Source organism: Pseudoalteromonas sp. J2K-J599 (genome assembly GCF_059295115.2).
Genome location: NZ_CM200271.1, coordinates 1,725,903 through 1,747,845 on the forward strand (window position 1 = coordinate 1,725,903; position 21,943 = coordinate 1,747,845).

23 protein-coding genes and 1 tRNA gene are annotated in these 21,943 nt (G+C 38.5%); 12 read left to right on the plus strand and 12 right to left on the minus strand.

The window, feature by feature from the left end; translation table 11 throughout:
- Positions 1-203 precede the first annotated feature (203 nt).
- The 7 genes from AC5NT5_RS07795 (at position 204) to bamJ (ending at position 5,566) form a co-directional block, all read left to right on the plus strand.
- Positions 204-2,165, plus strand: a complete 1,962-nt coding sequence (locus AC5NT5_RS07795) for an oxidoreductase (protein WP_494513112.1) — start codon at positions 204-206, stop codon at positions 2,163-2,165.
- Between the two features lie 93 nt (positions 2,166-2,258).
- Positions 2,259-2,942 carry an HvfX family Cu-binding RiPP maturation protein gene (locus AC5NT5_RS07800; RefSeq protein WP_494513111.1) on the plus strand — a complete coding sequence of 228 codons (684 nt, stop codon included), beginning with the start codon at positions 2,259-2,261 and terminating at the stop codon, positions 2,940-2,942.
- A 129-nt stretch (positions 2,943-3,071) separates the two neighbouring features.
- A complete protein-coding gene (locus tag AC5NT5_RS07805) occupies positions 3,072-3,620 on the plus strand; it encodes an NAD(P)H nitroreductase (protein ID WP_138489000.1) in 549 nt (182 codons plus the stop codon).
- A 203-nt stretch (positions 3,621-3,823) separates the two neighbouring features.
- Entirely contained in the window at positions 3,824-4,201 is a 378-nt protein-coding gene (locus tag AC5NT5_RS07810) for a hypothetical protein (protein WP_002962892.1), read from the plus strand.
- A gap of 144 nt (positions 4,202-4,345) precedes the next feature.
- Positions 4,346-4,436, plus strand: a tRNA-Ser gene (locus AC5NT5_RS07815).
- 53 nt (positions 4,437-4,489) lie between these two features.
- The gene (locus AC5NT5_RS07820; protein ID WP_024597253.1) at positions 4,490-4,876 is read left to right on the plus strand and encodes a hypothetical protein; all 387 of its coding nucleotides are present in this window, start codon (positions 4,490-4,492) and stop codon (positions 4,874-4,876) included.
- A gap of 69 nt (positions 4,877-4,945) precedes the next feature.
- Positions 4,946-5,566, plus strand: coding sequence for a BamJ family beta-barrel-assembly machinery protein (gene bamJ, locus AC5NT5_RS07825; RefSeq protein WP_002962890.1), 621 nt, complete (start codon positions 4,946-4,948; stop codon positions 5,564-5,566).
- Positions 5,567-5,911: 345 nt separating this feature from the next.
- Here the strand turns inward: bamJ and AC5NT5_RS07830 are convergent, their stop codons facing one another.
- Positions 5,912-8,281: a TonB-dependent receptor gene (locus tag AC5NT5_RS07830; protein ID WP_494513110.1), complete on the minus strand. Its 2,370-nt coding sequence runs from the start codon at positions 8,279-8,281 to the stop codon at positions 5,912-5,914.
- Positions 8,282-8,496: 215 nt separating this feature from the next.
- Positions 8,497-8,886: a YkgJ family cysteine cluster protein gene (locus tag AC5NT5_RS07835; RefSeq protein WP_494513109.1), complete on the minus strand. Its 390-nt coding sequence runs from the start codon at positions 8,884-8,886 to the stop codon at positions 8,497-8,499.
- A gap of 280 nt (positions 8,887-9,166) precedes the next feature.
- Between AC5NT5_RS07835 and AC5NT5_RS07840 the strand changes: the two genes are divergently transcribed.
- Positions 9,167-9,346 carry a hypothetical protein gene (locus AC5NT5_RS07840; RefSeq protein WP_002961145.1) on the plus strand — a complete coding sequence of 60 codons (180 nt, stop codon included), beginning with the start codon at positions 9,167-9,169 and terminating at the stop codon, positions 9,344-9,346.
- A gap of 199 nt (positions 9,347-9,545) precedes the next feature.
- The gene (locus tag AC5NT5_RS07845; protein ID WP_002961147.1) at positions 9,546-9,974 is read left to right on the plus strand and encodes a hypothetical protein; all 429 of its coding nucleotides are present in this window, start codon (positions 9,546-9,548) and stop codon (positions 9,972-9,974) included.
- A 137-nt stretch (positions 9,975-10,111) separates the two neighbouring features.
- Here the strand turns inward: AC5NT5_RS07845 and AC5NT5_RS07850 are convergent, their stop codons facing one another.
- The 5 genes from AC5NT5_RS07850 to AC5NT5_RS07870 form a co-directional block, all read right to left on the minus strand.
- Positions 10,112-10,273 (minus strand): alpha/beta fold hydrolase, encoded by a 162-nt coding sequence (locus AC5NT5_RS07850; protein WP_494513108.1) that lies wholly within the window; start codon positions 10,271-10,273, stop codon positions 10,112-10,114.
- Positions 10,246-10,644 (minus strand): hypothetical protein, encoded by a 399-nt coding sequence (locus tag AC5NT5_RS07855; protein ID WP_494513107.1) that lies wholly within the window; start codon positions 10,642-10,644, stop codon positions 10,246-10,248. Before AC5NT5_RS07855 ends, AC5NT5_RS07850 begins: the two co-directional genes overlap by 28 nt.
- 96 nt (positions 10,645-10,740) lie before the next feature.
- Positions 10,741-11,100, minus strand: a complete 360-nt coding sequence (locus tag AC5NT5_RS07860) for an alpha/beta fold hydrolase (protein WP_259395032.1) — start codon at positions 11,098-11,100, stop codon at positions 10,741-10,743.
- Positions 11,101-11,264: 164 nt separating this feature from the next.
- A complete protein-coding gene (locus AC5NT5_RS07865; RefSeq protein ID WP_494513106.1) occupies positions 11,265-11,612 on the minus strand; it encodes a hypothetical protein in 348 nt (115 codons plus the stop codon).
- Positions 11,613-11,853: 241 nt separating this feature from the next.
- Entirely contained in the window at positions 11,854-12,078 is a 225-nt protein-coding gene (locus AC5NT5_RS07870; protein WP_259395033.1) for a hypothetical protein, read from the minus strand.
- Between the two features lie 293 nt (positions 12,079-12,371).
- On the opposite strand from AC5NT5_RS07870, the gene AC5NT5_RS07875 reads away from it, so the two are divergent.
- Together AC5NT5_RS07875 and AC5NT5_RS07880 are read left to right on the plus strand one after the other, a co-directional pair.
- A complete protein-coding gene (locus AC5NT5_RS07875; RefSeq protein ID WP_335675870.1) occupies positions 12,372-12,845 on the plus strand; it encodes a hypothetical protein in 474 nt (157 codons plus the stop codon).
- Positions 12,846-12,872: 27 nt separating this feature from the next.
- Positions 12,873-13,460: a DUF1287 domain-containing protein gene (locus AC5NT5_RS07880; protein ID WP_182748935.1), complete on the plus strand. Its 588-nt coding sequence runs from the start codon at positions 12,873-12,875 to the stop codon at positions 13,458-13,460.
- A 35-nt stretch (positions 13,461-13,495) separates the two neighbouring features.
- Here the strand turns inward: AC5NT5_RS07880 and yfaE are convergent, their stop codons facing one another.
- From yfaE to ubiG, 5 genes are all read right to left on the minus strand, one after another.
- Positions 13,496-13,768: a class I ribonucleotide reductase maintenance protein YfaE gene (gene yfaE, locus AC5NT5_RS07885; RefSeq protein ID WP_039489790.1), complete on the minus strand. Its 273-nt coding sequence runs from the start codon at positions 13,766-13,768 to the stop codon at positions 13,496-13,498.
- Positions 13,768-14,898 carry a class Ia ribonucleoside-diphosphate reductase subunit beta gene (gene nrdB / locus AC5NT5_RS07890; RefSeq protein WP_002961159.1) on the minus strand — a complete coding sequence of 377 codons (1,131 nt, stop codon included), beginning with the start codon at positions 14,896-14,898 and terminating at the stop codon, positions 13,768-13,770. The genes yfaE and nrdB overlap by 1 nt, the downstream gene beginning before the upstream one ends.
- Before the next feature lie 65 nt (positions 14,899-14,963).
- The gene (nrdA, locus tag AC5NT5_RS07895; RefSeq protein ID WP_494513105.1) at positions 14,964-17,246 is read right to left on the minus strand and encodes a class 1a ribonucleoside-diphosphate reductase subunit alpha; all 2,283 of its coding nucleotides are present in this window, start codon (positions 17,244-17,246) and stop codon (positions 14,964-14,966) included.
- Positions 17,247-17,654: 408 nt separating this feature from the next.
- Positions 17,655-18,335 carry an HAD family hydrolase gene (locus tag AC5NT5_RS07900; protein ID WP_182715356.1) on the minus strand — a complete coding sequence of 227 codons (681 nt, stop codon included), beginning with the start codon at positions 18,333-18,335 and terminating at the stop codon, positions 17,655-17,657.
- Positions 18,335-19,045 (minus strand): bifunctional 2-polyprenyl-6-hydroxyphenol methylase/3-demethylubiquinol 3-O-methyltransferase UbiG, encoded by a 711-nt coding sequence (ubiG, locus tag AC5NT5_RS07905; RefSeq protein WP_024597262.1) that lies wholly within the window; start codon positions 19,043-19,045, stop codon positions 18,335-18,337. Before ubiG ends, AC5NT5_RS07900 begins: the two co-directional genes overlap by 1 nt.
- 176 nt (positions 19,046-19,221) lie before the next feature.
- Between ubiG and gyrA the strand changes: the two genes are divergently transcribed.
- The gene (gyrA, locus tag AC5NT5_RS07910) at positions 19,222-21,921 is read left to right on the plus strand and encodes a DNA topoisomerase (ATP-hydrolyzing) subunit A (protein WP_002961163.1); all 2,700 of its coding nucleotides are present in this window, start codon (positions 19,222-19,224) and stop codon (positions 21,919-21,921) included.
- Positions 21,922-21,943 lie beyond the last annotated feature (22 nt).

Below are 21,943 nucleotides of genomic sequence, written 5' to 3' on the forward strand. Positions count from 1 at the left end.
GGTACAGTTAATACATTAGTTCCATCTTAGCCTAGAATAAAAATAAATTTAACTGCTAAATCGTAACGAAGTGTTTATGAACCTATATAAACGTAAGTTTTTACTGCTATTTTTAATTAAATGCATGCACATATTGCTTATTACTTGCCATTAAAGCAGAATTAGCTAATGTATACAGGTTAGACCAGTTAACGGGGCACAAGATGTTAGAACAACAATTACAACTAAAACACACACAATTACGTAACCGCTTGGTTATGGGCTCAATGCATACAGGCCTTGAAGAGGGCTGGCATAACCGCAAACGCTTACGTGCATTTTATGAAGCACGTGCAAAAGGTGGCACCGCGATGTTAATTACAGGCGGATACAGCCCTAATTTACGTGGCAAGCTAACACCTATTTCTTCCTCATTTAATAGTTATTATGATGTGTTCAAGCATCGCGCTTACACAGATGCTGTGCATAAACACGGTGGAAAAATTTGTTTGCAATTATTACATGCTGGACGTTATGCATACCATCCTTTCAATCAAGCACCAAGTGCAATAAAAGCACCTATTAATCCTTATAAACCTAAAGCGATGTCGCTTGGCTCGATTAAAAAAACAATTAAAGACTTTGCGCATTCTGCCTATATGGCTGAAAAAGCCGGCTACGATGGCGTAGAAGTCATGGGTTCTGAAGGGTATTTGATTAATGAGTTTATGGCGCCTCATACCAATAAACGCGATGATGAGTTTGGTGGCAGCTTAGAAAATAGAATGCGACTTGCACTTGAAATAGTTAAAGCTGTAAGAGCAAAAGTATCTGAAAAATTCTTAATTATTTTTAGATTGTCGGTCATTGATTTGATTCCAAACGGTTCAACACCAGAGGAAGTTGTTATTCAGGCTACCGAACTTGAAAAAGCGGGTGTTGATATATTTAACACTGGTATTGGTTGGCACGAAGCGCGTGTACCGACTATTGCGAGTATGGTGCCACCGGGTGCATTTAAAGAAGCATCAAAGCGTTTAAAAGACGTAGTTAATGTCCCTGTGATTGCTGTTAACCGAATTAATACTCCAGAAATTGCTAACGATATTTTAAATGCAGGCGAGGCTGATTTAATTTCGATGGCACGTCCATTATTAGCTGATCCTGAGCTTTTTAATAAGTACGTAAACAATCAATCTAAACAAATCAATATTTGTATTGGCTGTAACCAGGGTTGTCTAGATCACGTATTTAAAAATAAACGTGCTACGTGTTTAGTTAATCCACAAGCTGCATTTGAGCTAGATTACCCGCTAGAGCAAGCAGCTAAAGCTAAAAATGTATTAGTTGTCGGTGCAGGTCCTGCTGGTTTATCAGCAAGTTGTTACTTGGCTCAAAAAGGGCATAACGTCACGTTAATTGATCAAAAATCGCAAATGGGCGGTCAATTTAATTTAGCCATGCAAATACCGGGTAAAGAAGACTTTAACCATACACTTACTTACTTCACTAATGAGCTCGAGCGATTAAAAGTAACTGTGGAGCTTAGTAAAGCTTACGACGATTCAATGCTTAAAGATTATGATGATATTGTTTTTGCAACAGGCGTTAGGCCGCGTGAAGCCTCTATTAAATGTAGTGATGATAAGCGTGTGTTTACTTATGACGAAGTCATACGCGGCGAAGTAGAACTGGGCAAATCAATCGCTATTTTAGGTGCTGGCGGTATTGGTTTTGATATGGTTGCTTTTTTAAGTGAACATAAATCACAATCTATTAGCGAGTTTAAAACGCAATGGGGGATTGAGTGTGATGCACAACCTCATAAAGACGAGCGCCAATTGTATATGTTAAAACGCAGTTCGGGTCGTTTTGGTAGTGAGCTTGGTAAAACCACTGGTTGGATACATCGCCAAGTTGCTAAACAGCATGGTGTTAAACAAATTGCTGACTGCCAATATCAAAGTTTTGATAAGAATGGGTTAACAATTAATGTTGCTGGAGAAGTTCAAGTACTGCCGGTAGATACTGTTATTGCGTGTATTGGTCAGGTTTCTAATAGCGAAGTGCTAGAAGGTTACACAGATAACGCAAAAGTGCATGTTATAGGCGGAGCTAAATTGGCTGCTGCAATTGATGCTAAACGCGCTATTTTTGAAGCTCTACAAGTGGCGAGAAGTATTTAACCTTTGTAAATAAATTGAAATAGTTTATCAATCTATACGGTCTTTTTTGTTTATAGTCTATAACTTAATAAACATTGAACACACAGGATACGCATGAATAAACTAATCAGTTTTTATAACACAATATTGGGTAAACTATCGTTTTTAGATGGTTTACCTGCTTTACTATTTCGCTTAATTTTAGCTCCCGTTATGATCATCGCAGGTTATAACAAACTTGCTATAAGTACTGAAGCAGAAGGCTTTCTAAATAACTTTTTAGCATCGCCTGATGTCGTTCAATGGTTTGGTAATAGTGAATGGGGTTTAGGCTTACCGTTTCCTGATTTACTAGCCTTCTTAGCTGGATGGAGTGAATTTTTAGGTGGTTGGTTGTTATTATTTGGCCTTTTAACTCGCTTAGTCAGTATCCCGCTTATGTTCACAATGGTTGTAGCGGCTACTTCAGTACATTGGCATAACGGGTGGTTTGCAATAGCGCCGACTAATCCAGAAACAAGTGCTGCGCAAGTACTTGATTGGTTATCTATCCCAGGTGCAAAAGAAAGCCTCGAAAACTCATTAGAAGTACAAGACAGGATAGGAAAAATTCGAGACTTAGTTGAAGAGCACGGCTTTCCTGATTACCTATACGAAAAAGGTAAACCATCTATTTTAAATAATGGCATAGAATTTTCGGCAATTTATTTTGCTATGCTCTTAAGTTTATTTTTTATGGGCGGTGGGCGTTTTGTTAGTTTTGATTACTGGTTAAAGCGAAACGTTATAAAAAAATAGCGCATTAAATGTATTTTATTAACGGCTGCATAGTTGACCCTTTGCGGCCGTTTTGCATTTTAATTTCTCGGTATTTATTATTTAAGGTTTTAAATGTTACTCTATCGTTTTGAATTTTGAGGAATCGTTATGAACGCTATCGAGCTTTTACTTACTCGCCAATCAGACTCTAAACTAACAGAGCCGGGCCCTACGCCTGAGCAGCTCGACATAATTAAGCAAGCAGCATTACGTGTTCCTGATCATGGCTGTATAGCACCGTGGCAGTTCATCATTGCTCAAGGTGATGCACGCAATAAACTGGGTGAAATTTACCATCAAAGTGCAGTGGCAGAGCAACAGACAGAAAAAGTAATTAACCGTGCTAAAGAGCTTCCCCTTCGTGCGCCTATGATTGTAATAGCAATTGCTAAATATCAAGAACACCCAAAAGTTCCTCGTATCGAGCAGGTACAAAGTGCAGGCTGCAGTGTATTAGCAATGCAACAAGCTGCATTTGCTCAAGGTTTAGGTGGTGTTTGGCGCACAGGTTACTTTGCACAAAGTAGAGCAGTCAAAAAAGCGCTTAACTTACATGAGCAAGATGAAATTGTAGGGTACTTATACATAGGTACTCCTCAAGTTGAGTGTAAAAAGTCACCTCGCCATAAACCAGAACATTATTTTAGTAATTTGTGAAATAGTATGAACTTTATGCAATTTGCATAGTCATAATTCATTAAGGTTACTAAGAGTAATATAAAAGAGTTAGTGGTTTGGCTGTGAGAAGCGCTTGGAAGCACAAAAGTTAATAATTCTTCTTCAGTTTGTTTTTTAATCGGTTGTTTTTTGATACATTATGGAAAGTCTTAATAAAAATAACGATAAAGAAGACGAAAACAATGGGAAATTTATTTTTACAGGAAAAAGAAAACTGGCTTGCGTGGTCAATTTGGGGAATTGTTGGTGCTTTTGTAACCTTGTATGTTGCAATGAGTACAAATGCAGCGCATTTTATAGCAGGCTCTGCAATAGGTATGCTAATACTGTTAACTTTGTGGATGCAACAGTCTAAACGTTTTGACTTTGGACGGGCATTTAAAGTGTGTTGTTATGTTTTAGCGCTAAGTGTACTCCCCGCTTTTATGTTTGTAATAGTGCCAAGTGATGATTTAAATCGGTTTGACTTAATTTTTCAAAGTGTAACATTCACGGCATTGAGTTTATTGGCTTGTTTGATTTGTTCTTGGATTGCTCGCAGGCCTAAACAATATTACTGAGTATTGAATTAATAAGCGTGTTGCAGTAAATAGCGTAACAAAAGAGCAATGTGACTTGTTTTTAATCGTTTAATTATTATTTACGATTAATTTATATTTAGCTCTTTACAAGTAGCACGTTTAACCATATTATTCGCGCCGTACGGAGAGATGGCAGAGTGGTCGAATGCACCGGTCTTGAAAACCGGCATGGGTTTATAGCCCATCTAGGGTTCAAATCCCTATCTCTCCACCATTATTTAAAAAAACCGCCTTATAGGCGGTTTTTTGCTTTGTGGAGTCTAATTAATGACTAAAGCAACAAACCTATCAACCTCACAGCTATTAATAAAACATCTTTTATTATGGGTGGTATTTGGTTACTGCTATCAAAGTGCTATTAGCTTGTTGGCAAAAATGGCGGTCGACGCACAACCAGAATATCCATTAATTACCGCTTTTGCTTATGGTCTTGGTTTTAATATTTTGGCTGCCCATCTTATTACTAAATATGATAAACATTGGCCAGTAATTGGCTCTGCTTTTATTGGTTTAGTAGGCTTAGTTGCAGTGCCATTTTTATTGTCTGGTGAATCTGGATTATTAGCTATTCCTTTACTTGTTGGAATTTTATTCACTTTACCGCTTTGTAGTTATATTGTTGGCCTAATTAAGCTAAAACTCAGCAAAAACTAGCCCCAAACGGGGTTTATTTTGTGATAGCATATACGTGTCTTTTAACTAACAAAACGTGAAAAACACATTATGTCAGATAATTTTACTACAGATGCTGAAAAAGCAAGTTACGGTATTGGCTTACAAATGGGTGAGCAACTTAAGTCAAATCCTTTTGAAGGCTTAAACCTAAATTCAGTATTTGAAGGCATGAAAGATGCGTACGCTGGTAGCGCATTTCAAGTTGAGATCCCTGAGATTCAAGCTGCATTTGAAAAGATTAACGAAGAGATCCAAGCTCGTCGTGAAGAAGAATCTAAAGTACTTTCTGCCGAAGGTATTGCATTCTTAGAAGAAAACGCAAAACGTCCTGAAATCACAGTAACTGAGTCTGGTCTTCAATATGAAGTACTAGCGACTGGCGAAGGCGAAAAGCCAACAGCTGAGTCTACAGTACGTGTTGATTACCACGGTACACTAATTAACGGTACTGTGTTTGATAGCTCATACGAGCGCGGTCAACCAGCTGAATTTCCAGTTGGTGGCGTGATCAAAGGCTGGACTGAAGCATTACAAATGATGCCTGTAGGTACTAAATGGCGTATCTACGTTCCTCATGAGCTTGCTTATGGTGAACGTGGCGCAGGTGCTGCAATCGCACCTTTCTCAACGCTTGTATTTGATGTTGAACTACACGAAATCATTTCTTAATTTAAATAAATTTTAAAATTAAGAGTTTAAAAAGCCGTATTCAATCTGAATACGGCTTTTTTGTGTCTGTAATCTAAGTGTTTATACCAATTCGATTAATTAAGTGATCTACTTTACGCTAAGAAAATAGTGTTGATAACAAGGCAAAAGCTTTTTTAACTAATTGCTCCTGCATTGCTCTACCTTTTGCATCCATGCAGTCGTATATCATAATTTTTACGCAGTTAGTGCAAAGTTTAATCCCTTGAATTGATCAAGTATTATTGCCGATCGATATTATATATTCTAAAAATAAAAAACCGCATTAATAAAATGCGGTTTATAAACTAAAACTACTTTTAATTATTAAAAATAGCCACGAACACCAAAGCGGAAGTTTCTGCCTGGTAGTGGGGCTTTATCTTTAATAAATGAGCTATGTACAAAACCTAACTCATCAGTAATGTTATCAACGTTTATATACAGCTGTGCATCGACACTGCCTAAACCTAATTGGTAATTAGCTTGTGCATCAAATAACGTATAGCCATCAGTTTGAGTTTCAAAGGCAGTTATATCACTTTGATCAAAGTAATGCGTGCCAGTAAGTGTCAACTGTAAATCACCTAAAGTGTATTGCAATTCAGAACCTAACTTATTAGCTGGAATACGCGGTAAATTACCTTCATCGTCTTTTAATTTAGCGCGAGTCGAGTCGCCAAATACTTTTACCATAGCGCTTGGTGTTATTTGGTAATGTGCATCAAACTCAATTCCATAAAGCTCAGCGTCTTTACTTGTAAACTGATAAACGGCAACAGCATCGTCATGTGCACCAATAGCTGATTCTAAACCATCTTCTTCATCGTAAACTAAACCCGTATTTTCTTGAAAATAAAAGTTTTTGATATCGTTATAGAAAAAGTTAACGGTGTAACCAAAATCACCGCTAAAGCGTCTAAAGCTTAAATCTAAGTTTGTTGAAGTTTCCTGCTTGATATTTTCTGGCTCAAAATGCGCTTCATTATCTTCAATATTGTAACCAAGGCCTAGCTCGTACGTGCCAGTTGCAATGTGTAAACCGTTAGATAAAAGTTCTGCCGAAAGCGGTGCTCGTTCTGAATGAGAAATACTTGTAGCGATACTATGACCTGGCTTGTATTGCCAAATAGCACCAGCAGAGGCACTTAAATTGGTAAAACTTTCATTATACCCAATGGTTTCTTCGTCGCTGTGATCTATTTCTACTTCATCGTGGCTATGCTCGTGTGCCGTGATTTGGCTTTCAATTTTGTAATCTTCAACACGTGCGCCAAGTTCAATTGTAATGTCGCCAAATTCACGCTCTTCTAGTAAATATAATGCGTTAGTTGTAGTTACACTTGCGGGTGTAAAGGCTTCTTCACCAATTGCATCGTAGTCAGAATCGCTGTAGTGATAGCCCATCATTCCGTGCCAATCAGCAAACTTATGCTCCACATTTAAACGTGCTTCAGTCGTTTTATTTTTAAAAGTAGTACCAATTTCGCCATCTTCAATTTCGCTGTGCGAGTAATCTGTGTAGCCAACACGTAGGTTGATGGTTTCAATCCAGTTATTATGAAGGGCGTAACTTACAAGCCCTTGCCAGCGATCTTGCTCTAAATGTGCATAAACCGGCTCTTCAGCTGCTTCGTCTTCATGTTCTGCATGCTCTTCTTCAGTTTCACCTTCGTGATCGTGATGATGCTCATGCCCAGGAATACCGTAATCGGTATCAATGCTACCGTACGAAAAACCAATCGTTAAATGATCGCCAACATAGCTAGTACCAAAGTTAAGTGTTTCGCTATCAATAAAAGTATTTTCTACAGAATTCTCTGTTTCTACATCGCCATCATCGTCGGCAATAGTGAAGGTAGGTGTTTGGTAATCATCGCCACTGCGCTTAGTGCCATCAAAATGAAAGTTAAAGCCTTCATTACCTGTTTCTAGTTTTGCAGCTACTGTGTTTGAGTTTGACACTGTATCGTGGCTGTATTCAGCAGCACCCGTAAGCTCGTCGATATTGTCTGTAGGAATGCGGTTATCAACCACGTTTACAACACCGCCAATTGCACCAGAGCCATAAAGTAGGGTACTTGGGCCACGTAATACTTCAATTTGTTCTGCTGCTAGGCTATCGCTTGATGTCGCATGGTCTGGGCCAATACGTGATGCATCGCTGGCATCTAATCCGTTTTGTGTGATTTTAACGCGAGGGCCATCTAAACCACGAATAATTGGGCTTGATGATACAGGGCCAAAGTAACTTGCATTTACGCCTGGTAAACCTTTTAGCGTTTCACCAAGAGTTGGTTTAGATTTATTTCTTAATTCATCACCTGAGAGCACGCTTACTGGCGATATGATCTCGAGGCTATTTTTATGAAGTGCAGAGGCATAAACAACCACTGTCTCAACTGATGTTGGTTTAAGTGACACAGACAGGTTGTTTGAAGATTCGCTAACAGCAATACGAGAGTCTACGTAGTTGTCTTTACTAATATGTAATTGGCTATTTGCATCGATTTCTATAGCAAATTCGCCTAAATCATTACTTTTAACGCTTTGGTTTTTACCATGCACATGAATTGAGGCATTTTTAATTGGTTGATTTTTATCATCCATTACTTTGCCAGTAACAGTGGCAGCCAAAGCTGATTGAGAACATAAAACAGAAAAAATAGCAGAGGAGATTAATGTTAACTTTGTCATGGATATATTGGTTCGCGGTTATTATGTTGTGATATAATATAACACCGCAAAATCAGTGAATCAACAATGTTATAGTATAACTTTGTATTTTGCGATGAATGATCTAAAAATGACGATTAAACCAATTTTATAAAAATTATAATAATAGGTATGTTAATAGAAATACTTATTTATTTAAGTGCGAGACTCATAGCGCTGCAGGTTTATCTGGGTATTTAAGAGCGGCTATCTATCATTATCAAATCTAGTTTATGCTGCGCTCTTGTCTGGTTTGTTATATCTATAGATTCAATCATTTCGCATTCGTCGCGGATCATCTCTGAAATAAGGCTAGGGTAGTGACGGCAGTCTTCTGGACGATCAAGGTAAATACTGCAGGTATACATATTTTTAGCGAGAGGCTCCTTTTTAAGCGCAATTTCTAAAAATGGGCACACTTGAAGTCTTAAGCCTGTTTTTGGGTCAAACCAAATTTCGTTGTTTTTAACGTACTCATAAATTTCGGGGTTAAAGAGCTCCCATAAATCTATTTCTTCTTTCGTTGCGCTTAAGTCGCCGCCACCATATTTAATACAGCATTTACCACACTGGTTGCACTCTTTCATAATTTGCTAATTTAGTTGGCTGTTAACACATTTAAGTTAGCTATTAGTGTAGCACCAAATTTATTATTAACGCTCTACTGAATTGCCCCATTGTTTGCTTTTTGGGTGTGTAAAAAAGTTAGATACAATAACTTAAGTTAAAACCCCTTGTTACATTTTATATAGTACAGGCTTTATTTAATGCTTTACTCTAAGGTGGCGAAAAATATTATGAAACCTGCTTGGGCAGCTGTGTAGTTATTAAATGTTGCTGAGCGGGATCCCTAAGTAGGATGTAATTATGAAAGAAGCTGTTACTAAGTTAAAAACAGAATTTAATGCAAAGTTATTATATTGGAACAACCTCAAAAGTAGCAAAGCCAAAGCGGCAATCATCTTATTATTTATAGTTGTCATTGCACTTAAAGTGTTTACGACCATCTTTACGTTGGATTGGGTTGCAAGTTTATTCAGTGTGTGAGGTTACTAAGAGTAATTGCGATAAAGTTTAATTACAGTGTGTTTAACGCCTACGCGATGTTCATTATTAATGTATTATTACGCTATACACCAAATTAAATAAATCAGTTGTTTAAATACATTTTATAATGACTGTAATGATACATTTTAGCTAAATTGAGTCAGTAAATTAGTTTAGTTGCACTAAAGGATAACCAGTGATGATGAATACAAAAATATATAAAGCGGTACATGACCTAGCAGAAGATTTAATGGCGGCGGCTAACAAAAATAACCGAGAAAAATTTGAATCTTTATTTGCTCAATTAAAAGCGATTTGTATTGAAAACGAAAATACCTCAAAAGATCACCCAGTACAATGGGAAACTTTGGCTGATTTTACCGAAGAGCTAGAAGAGGCAATCACGACTTATGAAAAAGCATTAGAAAAGTCTGTTGCGATTAATAACAAAGATCACATGTCATCAGTTTCTTTTTCAATGGCTACACTGCAGCTAGAACTTGGTCAAAAAGACGAGGCTATTAAAAATCTTCAAAATGCTAAGGTTAGTGCTAATAAAATTGAAGATAAAGAGCTTAAAGCTGAAATACACGATCTACTAGAGTCACTTATTGAAGAAGAAGGTTAAATACTTAAAATTTACTAGCTCAGACTTGATCTGACAGTTACCCATATTAAATACTATTTCTTTGGATTTAGCTTAAGTTAGTACAATTTAATGAAACGCTGATGGTTTATACCCTCAGCGTTTTTTATTTCTGCTATTTATAGCTTACCCATAAAGTTCACAATGTACTTTGCAATCTCAACTGGTTTTTCTTCAACACTAAAGTGTCCTGAATCGAGTAAATGTATTTCAGCGTTCGGTACATCTTTTAAATATGCTTTAGCGCCTGCGGCTATAAACGCAGGGTCGTTTTTACCCATACAATTAATGTTGCTGGTTGGTACTTGCGTAAATAAGCTTGCCATTTAGGGTAGTCGAGAAGGTTATTGTAGTAATCTTGTAGCAATTGTACTTGAATTACTCTATCGGATTTAGTTTGTAAAAAGTGAAGATCGTGCGTCCAGCTATTAGGGCTCATTACTTCTGGGTTACTTTGTACGTCTCGTAAATATTGCTTATTAATAATGGCTTTATTAGACGTGAACGAATAAATTTTATCACTCTGCGCTTGTGATTTGTCCTCATTCGCGGCTTTAAAAAAGGCTTGCCTCGGTAGGGTTAGCCCCTCTAAATACGCATTACCATTTTGTACAATAAGTGCATCAAGTTTATTTGGGTTATTTAAGAACATTCTAAAGCCCACAGGAGCTCCAAAGTCGTGTATATAAAGGCTGTAGCGCTTTACTTTAAGTGTTGTTAGTAATCCTTCAACGTATTGAGCTAGAAATTAAAAAGTATATTTTTGAGTTTTTGGGTTTGGGCGTGCGCTATAACCAGAGCCTAAATAATCAGGTGCAATCACATGATAACGACCTGATAAGAGTGGGATCAATTCTCGGTAGCTGTGTGAAGACGACGGATACCCATGTAAAAGTACAATGGTTTGCTTATGCTGCGCGCCAGCTTCTCGGTAAAATATCTTTTTACCGTTTACATTTGCATATTTGTAAGTGGTTTTTGAAGGCCATACTGCATCAGCGGCATATACTTGAGCGGTAAACGTAGATATTGAAACAAATAAAAACACAATAAATGAGACGATGTGAGCAGGTTTTACTTTAAGGCTTTTTTGTATATCTAGGTGCATTAGTAAACTCGTTATTTTTGGTAATGACGCTTTATTTATTTACCAGACCTATTATTTACACATTTATATTCAGATAATAACGTTGTAGTTTCACAGCAAAGAAGTGTACAGCAGGAGTAAGTGCAGCTTTGGACCTTACAAGATACTGATGAGCCAACAGTGGGCTAGGGCGTTAGCTCTTTATTGACCGCTTTTTTGTATTTGAAATAGCTTATTAAATAAACGGCTATTGGAATCGTTGGGCTTAAAAATATGTGAGGATGGAAATAGATACCGCGTTCGTCATATAGAAACACATATAACACGACCGCAAACGTTGAAGGTAAGGGGAAGGTGATTGCACCGTGCCCAACAGCAGCAAATAGTGTCCACGAGAAAACACTAAGCCAAAGCACTGCTCTGATGTAAGCACCTTTATTAGTCGCTTTAGCCTTTTTAGCGTAATTACGTGAAACAAAATAAGATATTACCGTTGGAAACAAAGTTAAAATGATACTTAGCAGTATAAGCATAGTGATTCAATTCCTTTTGATATTATTTGCATAACCCAGTTTTTCACAATGTGTTAATTGGTTTGGATTAATACCGTTTTTAAAGCAGCAATTTGCTTAATTTCATCAGTTGTTAATGCTTGATATAACCTAGGGTAGGGCCAACCATAGCCCCATCTGAAAGTCGATGGTATATAAGGGCTGCCACCAAATCGAACTCCAGCAAGCATAATGTTCGCTATACTCACTCGTTTCGCCGGCTTCAATAACACTGTTGCAAGGCTTTATCTGCTTCTAAACGTTGCCAATAAGTGCCACCTTGCCAGTAGGCGTAGTCGTGCGCTTTACAACATGCAAGCCACAACTTTTTATCTTTTGTGGTGCCGTCCGGAAAAGCACTACAGCCATCTGATGTGAACGGTTTTATATTTTCAGCATTTACTGTATTACTTAATATGCTCAGTAAGACAATGGGACTGAAACGCATTATTTTCATGCGAAAGAGTGTATTAGTAAAATTATACATGATTCTAAGTGTTACTGTTTTAGTTACAAATAATAACACTTTAAAAAGTATAAAAAAGGTTTTTACTGTTTATAGACCGGTTATGCTTATATGATAATTTTGATTTAGAGCTTTGTGTTTAGATATTCTATGTGTTCTATTTTCTTCGCTAGTTGCGAGGTGTTAATACTAAAAGTGCTGGTTAAAAAATTTACTACAATATTAGATTAAGGTTTACACATGGTGTGTTGCATTTGTACTTTAGGAGAGGAGCTGTGCTAGAACAAATAGAAAATTGGATTGACGCTACAAATTTAAAATACAGTAGTCAAAAAGTGAGTTGTGATAAATTCAGTAATGAATTTTATGGGTTTTATCCTGCCGAGTTTTTAAAAAACGCGTATTACGTTGTTGTAGACCAAATACCAAAGCCAGACTTTGCGGGTCTGCGAGAAATGGGTTTAGGCGATTTTGTAGATATGGATGCAGCAGGTATCACGTATAAAAATACCTATTATCTACTTCCTGAGGTTGCAAAAGATTTGAGGGTTCATTTTCATGAGCTTGTGCATGTAGCGCAGTGGCTTAAACTTGGTCCAGACGCGTTTATGATGCGTTACATTAGCGAAATCCAACATTTAGGATATAACGACGCTCCGCTTGAAAAAATGGCATATGCGCTGGATACGCAATTTGCAAGTAAAGGCAATAAAATAGACGTGCTTAGGCACGTAGCCCAAACGCTGTAACTCAATTTTAGGTTTAAAGGAGTTTATATGTACAGAATTATTGGGTGTTTACTTACTTTAGCGTGTATTAATAGTAATGCAGCATCGTTTGAAGAAGATATTGTTTCAGCTCTGCTTGAGCGTACAACTCATGATGTGACTTACGACGGCGCTTATCGCTCTATTGGCTACCCTGGTGGGGATGTACCTAAAAATATAGGTGTGTGCACCGATGTAATAATTAGAAGTTACAGAAAGTTAGGTGTTGATTTACAGAAACTCGTGCATGAAGACATGCAAAAAAACTTTGCGCTGTATCCATCTAAACGTATTTGGGGCTTAACTAAGCCTGATAAAAATATAGATCACCGACGTGTTCCAAATTTACAAGCTTACTTTGAGCGCCATGCCAACGTATTGAGTAAATCCAACAAAGTGAGTGATTATAAAACCGGCGATATAGTAACGTGGATGTTACCAGGTAATTTACCTCATATAGGTATGGTGATTAATGAGTTATCTCAAGATACGGGTAACCCACTTATTGTGCATAATATAGGGCGTGGTCCGCAAAAAAGCGATATGCTTTTTGATTATAAAATTACCGGACATTACCGGTTCGTTCCACACTATTGATAAGTTTAATAAACGATGGATGTAAGTATTGATTTTTATTTCAGATCAATACTTACATTGCCATTGGGTTTACAGCAGCACAACAGTATTTCGCCTTCGCGTACAAACGCAAGTGGCTCTTCGTTATACTCAACACTGCCTGACACTAAAGTTGCTCTACAAGCGCCGCAATAGCCTTCACGGCATTGGAATGCGACGTCTATTTTCATGGATTCTAAGCAGTGTAGAAGAGAAGGGCAGCCAGCGATAAATTCTATACACTGGCTGTTTTCTGCAAGCGTTATGCTTGCAGTAGACTTGTCACTCATTATAAATCAAAATCACCAAATTCTGATGCATCAACTTGAGAGTCTATCTGACCAACAAGGTATGAGCTTATTTCTGCTTCTTGTGGTGCTACTTGCACGTTATCAGACACTAACCACGAGTTTATCCACGGGATAGGGTTACTGTTATTTTCAAACTGTGCTGGCAAGCCAATCGCAGTCATACGTGCATTGGTAATGTATTCAACGTACTGACATAAAATATGCTTATTTAAGCCAATCATCGAACCATCTTTAAATAAGTATTCGGCCCACTCTTTTTCTTGCTCTGCAGCATCAACAAACATTTTAATTGCTTCGTCGCGGCACTGGGCAGCAACAATCGCCATTTCTGGATCGTCCTTACCATCTTGCATGATGTTTAAAATATGCTGAGTACCAGAAAGGTGAAGTGCTTCATCGCGTGCAATTAGCTTGATGATTTTAGCGTTACCTTCCATTAGCTCGCGCTCAGCAAATGCAAACGAACATGCAAAGCTTACGTAAAAGCGAATCGCTTCAAGAATATTTACCGACATCATAGCCAGGTAAAGTTTCTTTTTAAGCTCAAATAAATTAATGATAACTGTTTTACCGTTAATCTCGTGTTTGCCTTCACCGTATAAGTTGTAAAGCGATACAGAGTTAATTAAGTCATCGTAGTATTTAGTTACGGCATCAGCACGTTCGCTAATTTTATCGTTGCTAACAATGTCATCAAAAATAAGCTCAGGTGCTTGTGTTACGTTACGGATAATATGCGTGTATGAGCGGCTGTGAATTGTTTCACTGAACGCCCACGTTTCTATCCATGTTTCAAGCTCTGGTAGCGATACAATTGGAAGTAGAGCCACGTTTGGCGAACGTCCTTGTACACTATCAAGCAGTGTTTGGTATTTTAAGTTGCTTAAAAATATATGCTTTTCGTGATCTGGTAATGCTTGAAAGTCTAAACGGTCTTTACTTACATCTACTTCCTCAGGACGCCAAAAGAAAGACAGTTGCTTTTCAATTAACTTTTCAAAAATTGGGTATTTTTGTTGGTCGTAACGAGATACGTTTACAGTTTGGCCAAAAAACATTGGCTCTTGCATTTGGTTATTATGGTTTCGGCTAAAAGTAGTATAAGACATGTTTATCACTCAAAAAACTATCAGAAAAAGCGGGCTAAATGCCCGCTTAAAATAAAAATCAGCAGTTATATTTTACACGCGCCGCCTTCACAATCGTCATCTTCCACTTCTGGAGCATCTTCTTGTGAATCTGAGGCGCCGTCGCGAGTATTGTGGTAATACAAGGTTTTAACACCTAGTTTGTACGCGCTTAGTAAGTCTTTTAATAAGACTTGCATAGGTACTTTACCGCCTTCGAACTTGTTTGGATCATAATTTGTATTTGCAGAAATTGTTTGGTCAACAAATTTTTGCATTATGCCAACAAGTTGTAGATAACCATCGTTTGATGGAATGTCCCATAGTAGCTCGTACTGATCTTTTAAACGCTCATACTCAGGAACAACTTGTTTTAAAATACCGTCTTTACTTGCTTTAACGCTAATATGTCCACGTGGTGGCTCAATACCGTTAGTTGCGTTAGAGATTTGCGACGATGTTTCTGATGGCATTAATGCACTTAGTGTTGAGTTACGCATACCGTGCTCTTTAATACTTGCACGTAGTGTATCCCAATCAAGATGAAGTGGCTCATCACAAATTTTATCTAAATCACGTTTGTACGTATCTGTTGGCATAATACCTTGTGAATACGTTGTCTCGTTAAACTTAGGACATGCGCCACGTTCTTTAGCAAGCTCGTTTGATGCTTTCATCAAGTAATATTGAATAGCTTCAAAGGTTTTATGCGTTAATGCATTAGCGCTGCCATCAGAATAACGCTTACCGTTTTTAGCTAGGTAGTATGCGTAGTTAATTACGCCTATTCCTAGTGTACGACGACCCATAGTTGCATTTTTAGCAGCCGGTACAGGGTAGTCTTGGAAATCAAGTAAGTTATCAAGTGCGCGTACTGCAAGTTCAGCTAGCTCTTCAAGCTCATCAAGTGACTCTATTGCACCTAGGTTAAACGCAGAAAGTGTACAAAGGGCGATTTCGCCTTCTTCGTCATTTACGTTATTAAGTGGCTTAGTTGGCAATGCAATTTCTAAACATAAGTTAGATTGGCGAATTGGCGCAACTTTAGAAATAAATGGGCTGTGTGTATTACAGTGATCCACATTTTGTAAATAAATACGACCAGTACTTGCACGCTCTTGCGCAAACATAGAGAAAAGCTCAATGGCTTTAATACGTTTTTTACGAATAGACTCGTCTTGTTCGTATTGTACGTAAAGTGCGTCAAACTCAGCTTGGTCTTCAAAAAATGCATCGTAAAGGCCAGGCACATCTGATGGGCTAAATAATGTAATGTAGTCATCTTTAATTAAACGAGAGTACATTAGTTTATTAAACTGTACGCCGTAATCAAGGTGGCGAACGCGGTTGTCATCTACACCACGGTTATTTTTAAGTACAAGTAGGTTCTCTACTTCTAAATGCCAAAGCGGGTAGAATAATGTTGCTGCGCCGCCACGTACACCACCTTGTGAACAACTTTTAACCGCTGTTTGAAAGTGCTTATAAAAAGGGATACAACCTGTGTGATACGCTTCGCCGTTACGAATATGGCTACCTAGCGCACGAATTCGACCTGCATTAATACCAATTCCCGCACGTTGTGAAACGTATTTAACAATAGCTGACGACGTTGCATTGATTGAATCAAGGCTGTCGCCACATTCAATCAATACACACGAGCTAAACTGGCGAGTAGGCGTACGTACACCCGACATAATTGGCGTTGGTAGAGATATTTTAAATAAAGATACTGCATCGTAAAAACGTTTAATGTAAGAAACGCGTGTTTCACTTGGGTAGTCTGAAAATAAGCTTGCTGCTACTAAAATATATAAAAACTGTGCACTTTCGTATATTTCACCCGATACACGGTTTTGAACGAGATACTTGCCTTCAAGCTGTTTTACAGCTGCGTAGCTAAAGTTAAGATCGCGAGAATGATCAAGGTATGCATCAAGCTCATCTAACTCTTGCTCTGTGTAATCTACTAGTAAATGAGCATCATAGCGTTTATCGGCAACCATTTTTGTTACGTGGTCAAATAAACGTGGTGGCTCAAATTGACCGTACGCTTTTTTACGTAAATGGAATACAGCTAAACGTGCAGCTAAGTATTGGTAATCAGGCGATTCTTTTGAAATCTGATCCGCTGCTGCTTTAATGATGGTTTCGTGAATGTCTTTAGTACGAATACCGTCGTAAAACTGAATGTGCGACTTTAATTCAACTTGCGAAACCGAAACGTTGTTTAAACCTTCGGCGGCCCACTCAATAACGCGATGGATCTTATCCAGATCAAGAGGCTCTTTACGCCCGTCACGTTTGCTTACAGATAACTGTTGGTTCATTTGCCTGTATTCCTTGGGAATTATGTATTTTGACCAATGCTTTATACCTCGCCGGGGCAAGGTATATACTCATTTATTATAAGTTTCGCCATATTTGTGAATTTAATTGAATAACATTTGGCCACAATATCTGGTGTTGTTCAATTTAGAGATCACAAGATAGTGTGGTCTGAGTTGTTTTGCAAGGGACATAATTGCCCCTATTTGTGGATAACTTCGGGATAACGTATTTGTGTTAGTAGATACTCACCTTCGAACAATCATTTAAGTTGAAATATGCAAAAATCAACTAATGATCTGCTAAATTTACGCATTTTAAAAATAAATTTTGACTGCTTTTTTTATCAGCAAGCTTTGCGTAAAAACTAACACAATCACAATATATAGTGTTTATTAATTAACATGGCACTATATATGGTTAAAACCATCAATTGGGCTTTGCCAGTTAAAATCAGCATTCCAGCTGTTGGCTTCATCAATACTTGGTATGTAACCCCAAAGTGCCGTTGCTGTGCGCATACCTGCGGCTTTGCCTGCTTGTATGTCTCGCTGTGCATCACCAATGTACAAACAGCGTTTTGGTTGCACTCCCATAAGCTTTGCACAGTGTAGCAGCGGTAAAGGGGATGGCTTAGCTTCAGCTAAGGTGTCGCCACTTATTACTACACTAGCATTTTTCAATGCGGGAATTGCTGCCACTAAAGGATCAGTTAAAAACCCTGGTTTGTTAGTCATGATCCCCCATTTGATCTTTTTCTGATCAAGGGCAATAAGCAACGATTCAACACCGCTGAAGCAATGTGTGTGATTTGCTATGTTTGCAGCGTATTCGTCAACTAATTGCTTAATAAGCTCGCTTTGAGGTTGTGTGTCCCATAACTCTTTAAAACCAGCCTCTAATAATGCGCCTGCGCCGTTAGATGCCGCAGGACGGTATACATCACTACTAACAGGCTCTATTTTATTATTAATGAGAACTGCATTTAAAGCCGCACCTAAATCATCAGCGGTGTCGAGTAGAGTGCCGTCTAAATCAAATAAAAATGCATCGTACTCAATAAGGGGGAGGGGGGCTTGAGAGTTAGCCATTAAGCTAACTTCTCGAAGTACAGTATGTAATTTACGCTAACGTCACTATTGAGCGTATATTGCTTTGATAGTGGGTTATAAGAAAGGCCTGTACTTGCACGAACTTTTAAACCCGCTTGCTCTGCCCATGTAATAAGCTGTGCAGGTTTTATAAACTTTTTATGGTCGTGTGTACCTTCAGGCACCATTTTTAAAAGCTTTTCAGCACCAACAATAGCGTATAAATATGCTTTAGGTGTTTTGTTCAGGGTTGAAAAAAACACGTCTGCGCCTGGTTTGGCAAGTGCAGCTACGGCATGAATGATAGATGCTGGGTCGGGAACGTGCTCAAGCATTTCCATACAGGTTATTACATCAAAGCGCTCTGGGTGTTGCGATGCAAACTCTTCTGCTGGCACTTTTATGTAATCTACATTTACGCCAGTTTCTAAACTGTGCAACTTAGCAACAGTTAAAGGCTCTTGCCCCATATCGATGCCAGTTACTTTTGCGCCCATGCGCGCCATGCTTTGGCTTAAAATACCGCCACCACAGCCAACATCGAGTGTTTCTTTATCGAATAAGCCTTGCGTTTTGTTTGCTATAAAGTCTAAACGTAACGGGTTAATTTCGTGAAGAGGTTTGAATTCTCCGTCTAGGTCCCACCAACGCTCGGCGATGGCTTCAAATTTTGCTATTTCTGCGTGATCTACATTTTGATGTTCGGTCATAAAATACTTCCTCGTCAATCTGAGGCCATTATATAGGGCTAAATTGATAAATCGCAAAGTTTTGCGCCTGTAAATTAAAATTAATTGTGATAGCATGGCTGTTAGAAATAATAACAATACTCTTAATACCCAATACCGGGTTGTTGAGAGCTGATACTGAAGGAATGTGATATCAAATGACTGATCTCGCCAATGAAATTCTGCCAGTCAATATTGAAGACGAGTTAAAAAACTCCTACTTAGATTACGCAATGAGCGTAATTGTAGGACGTGCATTACCAGACGTACGTGACGGCTTAAAACCTGTTCATCGCCGCGTTTTGTTTGCAATGAACGAGCTTAGTAATGACTGGAACAAGCCTTACAAAAAATCGGCCCGTGTGGTCGGTGACGTAATCGGTAAATACCACCCACACGGCGACAGTGCAGTTTATGACACGATAGTTCGTATGGCTCAGCCATTCTCACTGCGTTATATGCTAGTAGATGGCCAAGGTAACTTCGGTTCGGTTGATGGTGATTCAGCAGCGGCAATGCGTTATACAGAAGTACGTATGGCTAAAATGTCGCATGAGTTATTAGCCGATCTTGAAAAAGAAACGGTTGATTTCGTTCCTAACTACGATGGCACTGAGTTCATCCCTGATGTTTTACCAACGAAAGTTCCTAATTTATTAGTGAATGGTTCGTCAGGTATTGCAGTAGGTATGGCTACAAATATACCACCACATAACTTAACTGAAGTTGTAAATGGTTGTTTGGCACTTATTCAAAATCCAGATTTAACTATTTTAGAGTTAATGGATTATATTCCTGGTCCTGATTTCCCAACGGCTGCAATTATCAACGGTAAGAAGGGTATTGAACAAGCCTACTTAACTGGCCGTGGTAAAGTGTACATGCGTGCACGCGCCGACATCGAAACCGATGAAAAAACAGGCCGTGAAACAATCATCGTTCACGAAATTCCTTATCAAGTTAATAAAGCTCGTTTAATTGAAAAAATTGCTGAGCTGGTTAAAGATAAGAAAATTGAAGGTATTAGTGCGCTACGTGATGAATCAGATAAAGACGGTATGCGTATCGTTATTGAAATTAAACGTGGTGACGTAGGCGAAGTTATTTTAAACAACTTGTATTCACAAACTCAGTTACAAACTGTGTTTGGTATGAATATGGTTGCGCTAATTAATAACCAACCTAAATGTTTCAATTTAAAAGAAATGTTAGAAGAGTTTATTATTCACCGTCGTGAAGTAGTAACTCGTCGTACAGTATTTGATTTACGTAAAGCCCGTGACCGTGCACACACGCTTGAAGGCTTAGCGATTGCGCTTGCAAACATTGACCCAATTATCGAACTTATTCGTAAATCCCCTACACCTGCTGAAGCTAAAATTGCTTTAACAGCGCGTCCGTGGGAATTAGGTAATGTACAAGGTATGCTTGAAAAAGCAGGTGAAGACAATGTTGCTCGTCCAGATTGGTTAGCGAGCGAACTTGGTATTCGCGATGGTCAATATTATATCTCTGAGCAACAAGCTCAAGCAATTCTTGATTTGCGTTTACATAAGCTAACAGGTCTTGAACACGAAAAAATCTTGACCGAATACCAAGCGTTATTAGAATTAATTGCTGAACTACTTTATATTTTGGCAACTCCTGAGCGTTTGATGGAAGTTATTCGTGACGAGCTAGTTGAAATTAAAGAGCAATATGGTGATGAGCGTCGCACTGAAATTAATGCAGCTGCTCACGATATCAGCCTTGAAGACTTAATTACCGAAGAAAACGTAGTCGTAACGCTTTCTCACGAAGGTTATGTGAAGTATCAAGCATTGTCTGATTACGAAGCACAGCGTCGTGGTGGTAAAGGTAAGTCAGCAACGAAGATGAAAGATGAAGATTTCATCGAGCGTCTATTAGTTGCAAATACACACGATACTATATTGTGTTTCTCTACGGCCGGTCGTTTATATTGGCTTAAAGTATATCAGTTACCACTAGCGAGTCGTGCAGCGCGCGGTAAGCCAATTGTTAACTTGTTACCACTTGAAGCTGATGAACGTATTACTGCTATATTGCCAGTACGCGAGTACGCAGAAGATAAATACATCTTTATGGCAACAGCATTTGGTACAGTTAAGAAAACACCATTAACGGCTTACAGTCGTCAACGTGCAAGCGGTATTATTGCTGTTAACTTAAATGATGGCGATAGCCTGATTGGGGTTGATATTACCGATGGTAGCAACGAAATTATGTTGTTCACTGATGCAGGTAAAGTTGTACGCTTTAAAGAAGCTGAAGAAACAACAGTTGTTGATGAAAACGGTAACCCAGTATTAGACGAAGAAGGTAACCCTGAGATTCGTTTCAAAGGCGTTCGCCCAATGGGTCGTACCGCTACAGGTGTTCGTGGTATTAAAATGGCCGATGATCAACGCGTAGTATCGTTAATTGTACCAAAAACTGACGGTGCTATTTTAACGGTAACTGAAAATGGTTACGGTAAGCGTACACAACTAGAAGATTACCCATCTAAGAGCCGTGCAACACAGGGTGTTGTATCTATCAAGGTGAGTGAGCGTAACGGTGCTGTTGTTGGCGCTGTACAAGTTGATGATAACGACGAAATCATGATTATTTCAAATCGTGGTACCTTAGTACGTACTCGCGTTAATGAAGTTTCTACGGTTGGACGTAACACCCAAGGTGTTATTTTGATCAGAACTATTGACGAAGAGCAAGTAGTTGGTTTACAACGTATAGAAGAGATTGAAGTTACAGAAAGTGACTTGATTGATATTGAAGACGTTGAAACTGTAGATACGGTTATTGATGAAGTAGCGGATGATAATCCTCCTTCAGAATAATTGATATTGAAAAAGCGGCCTT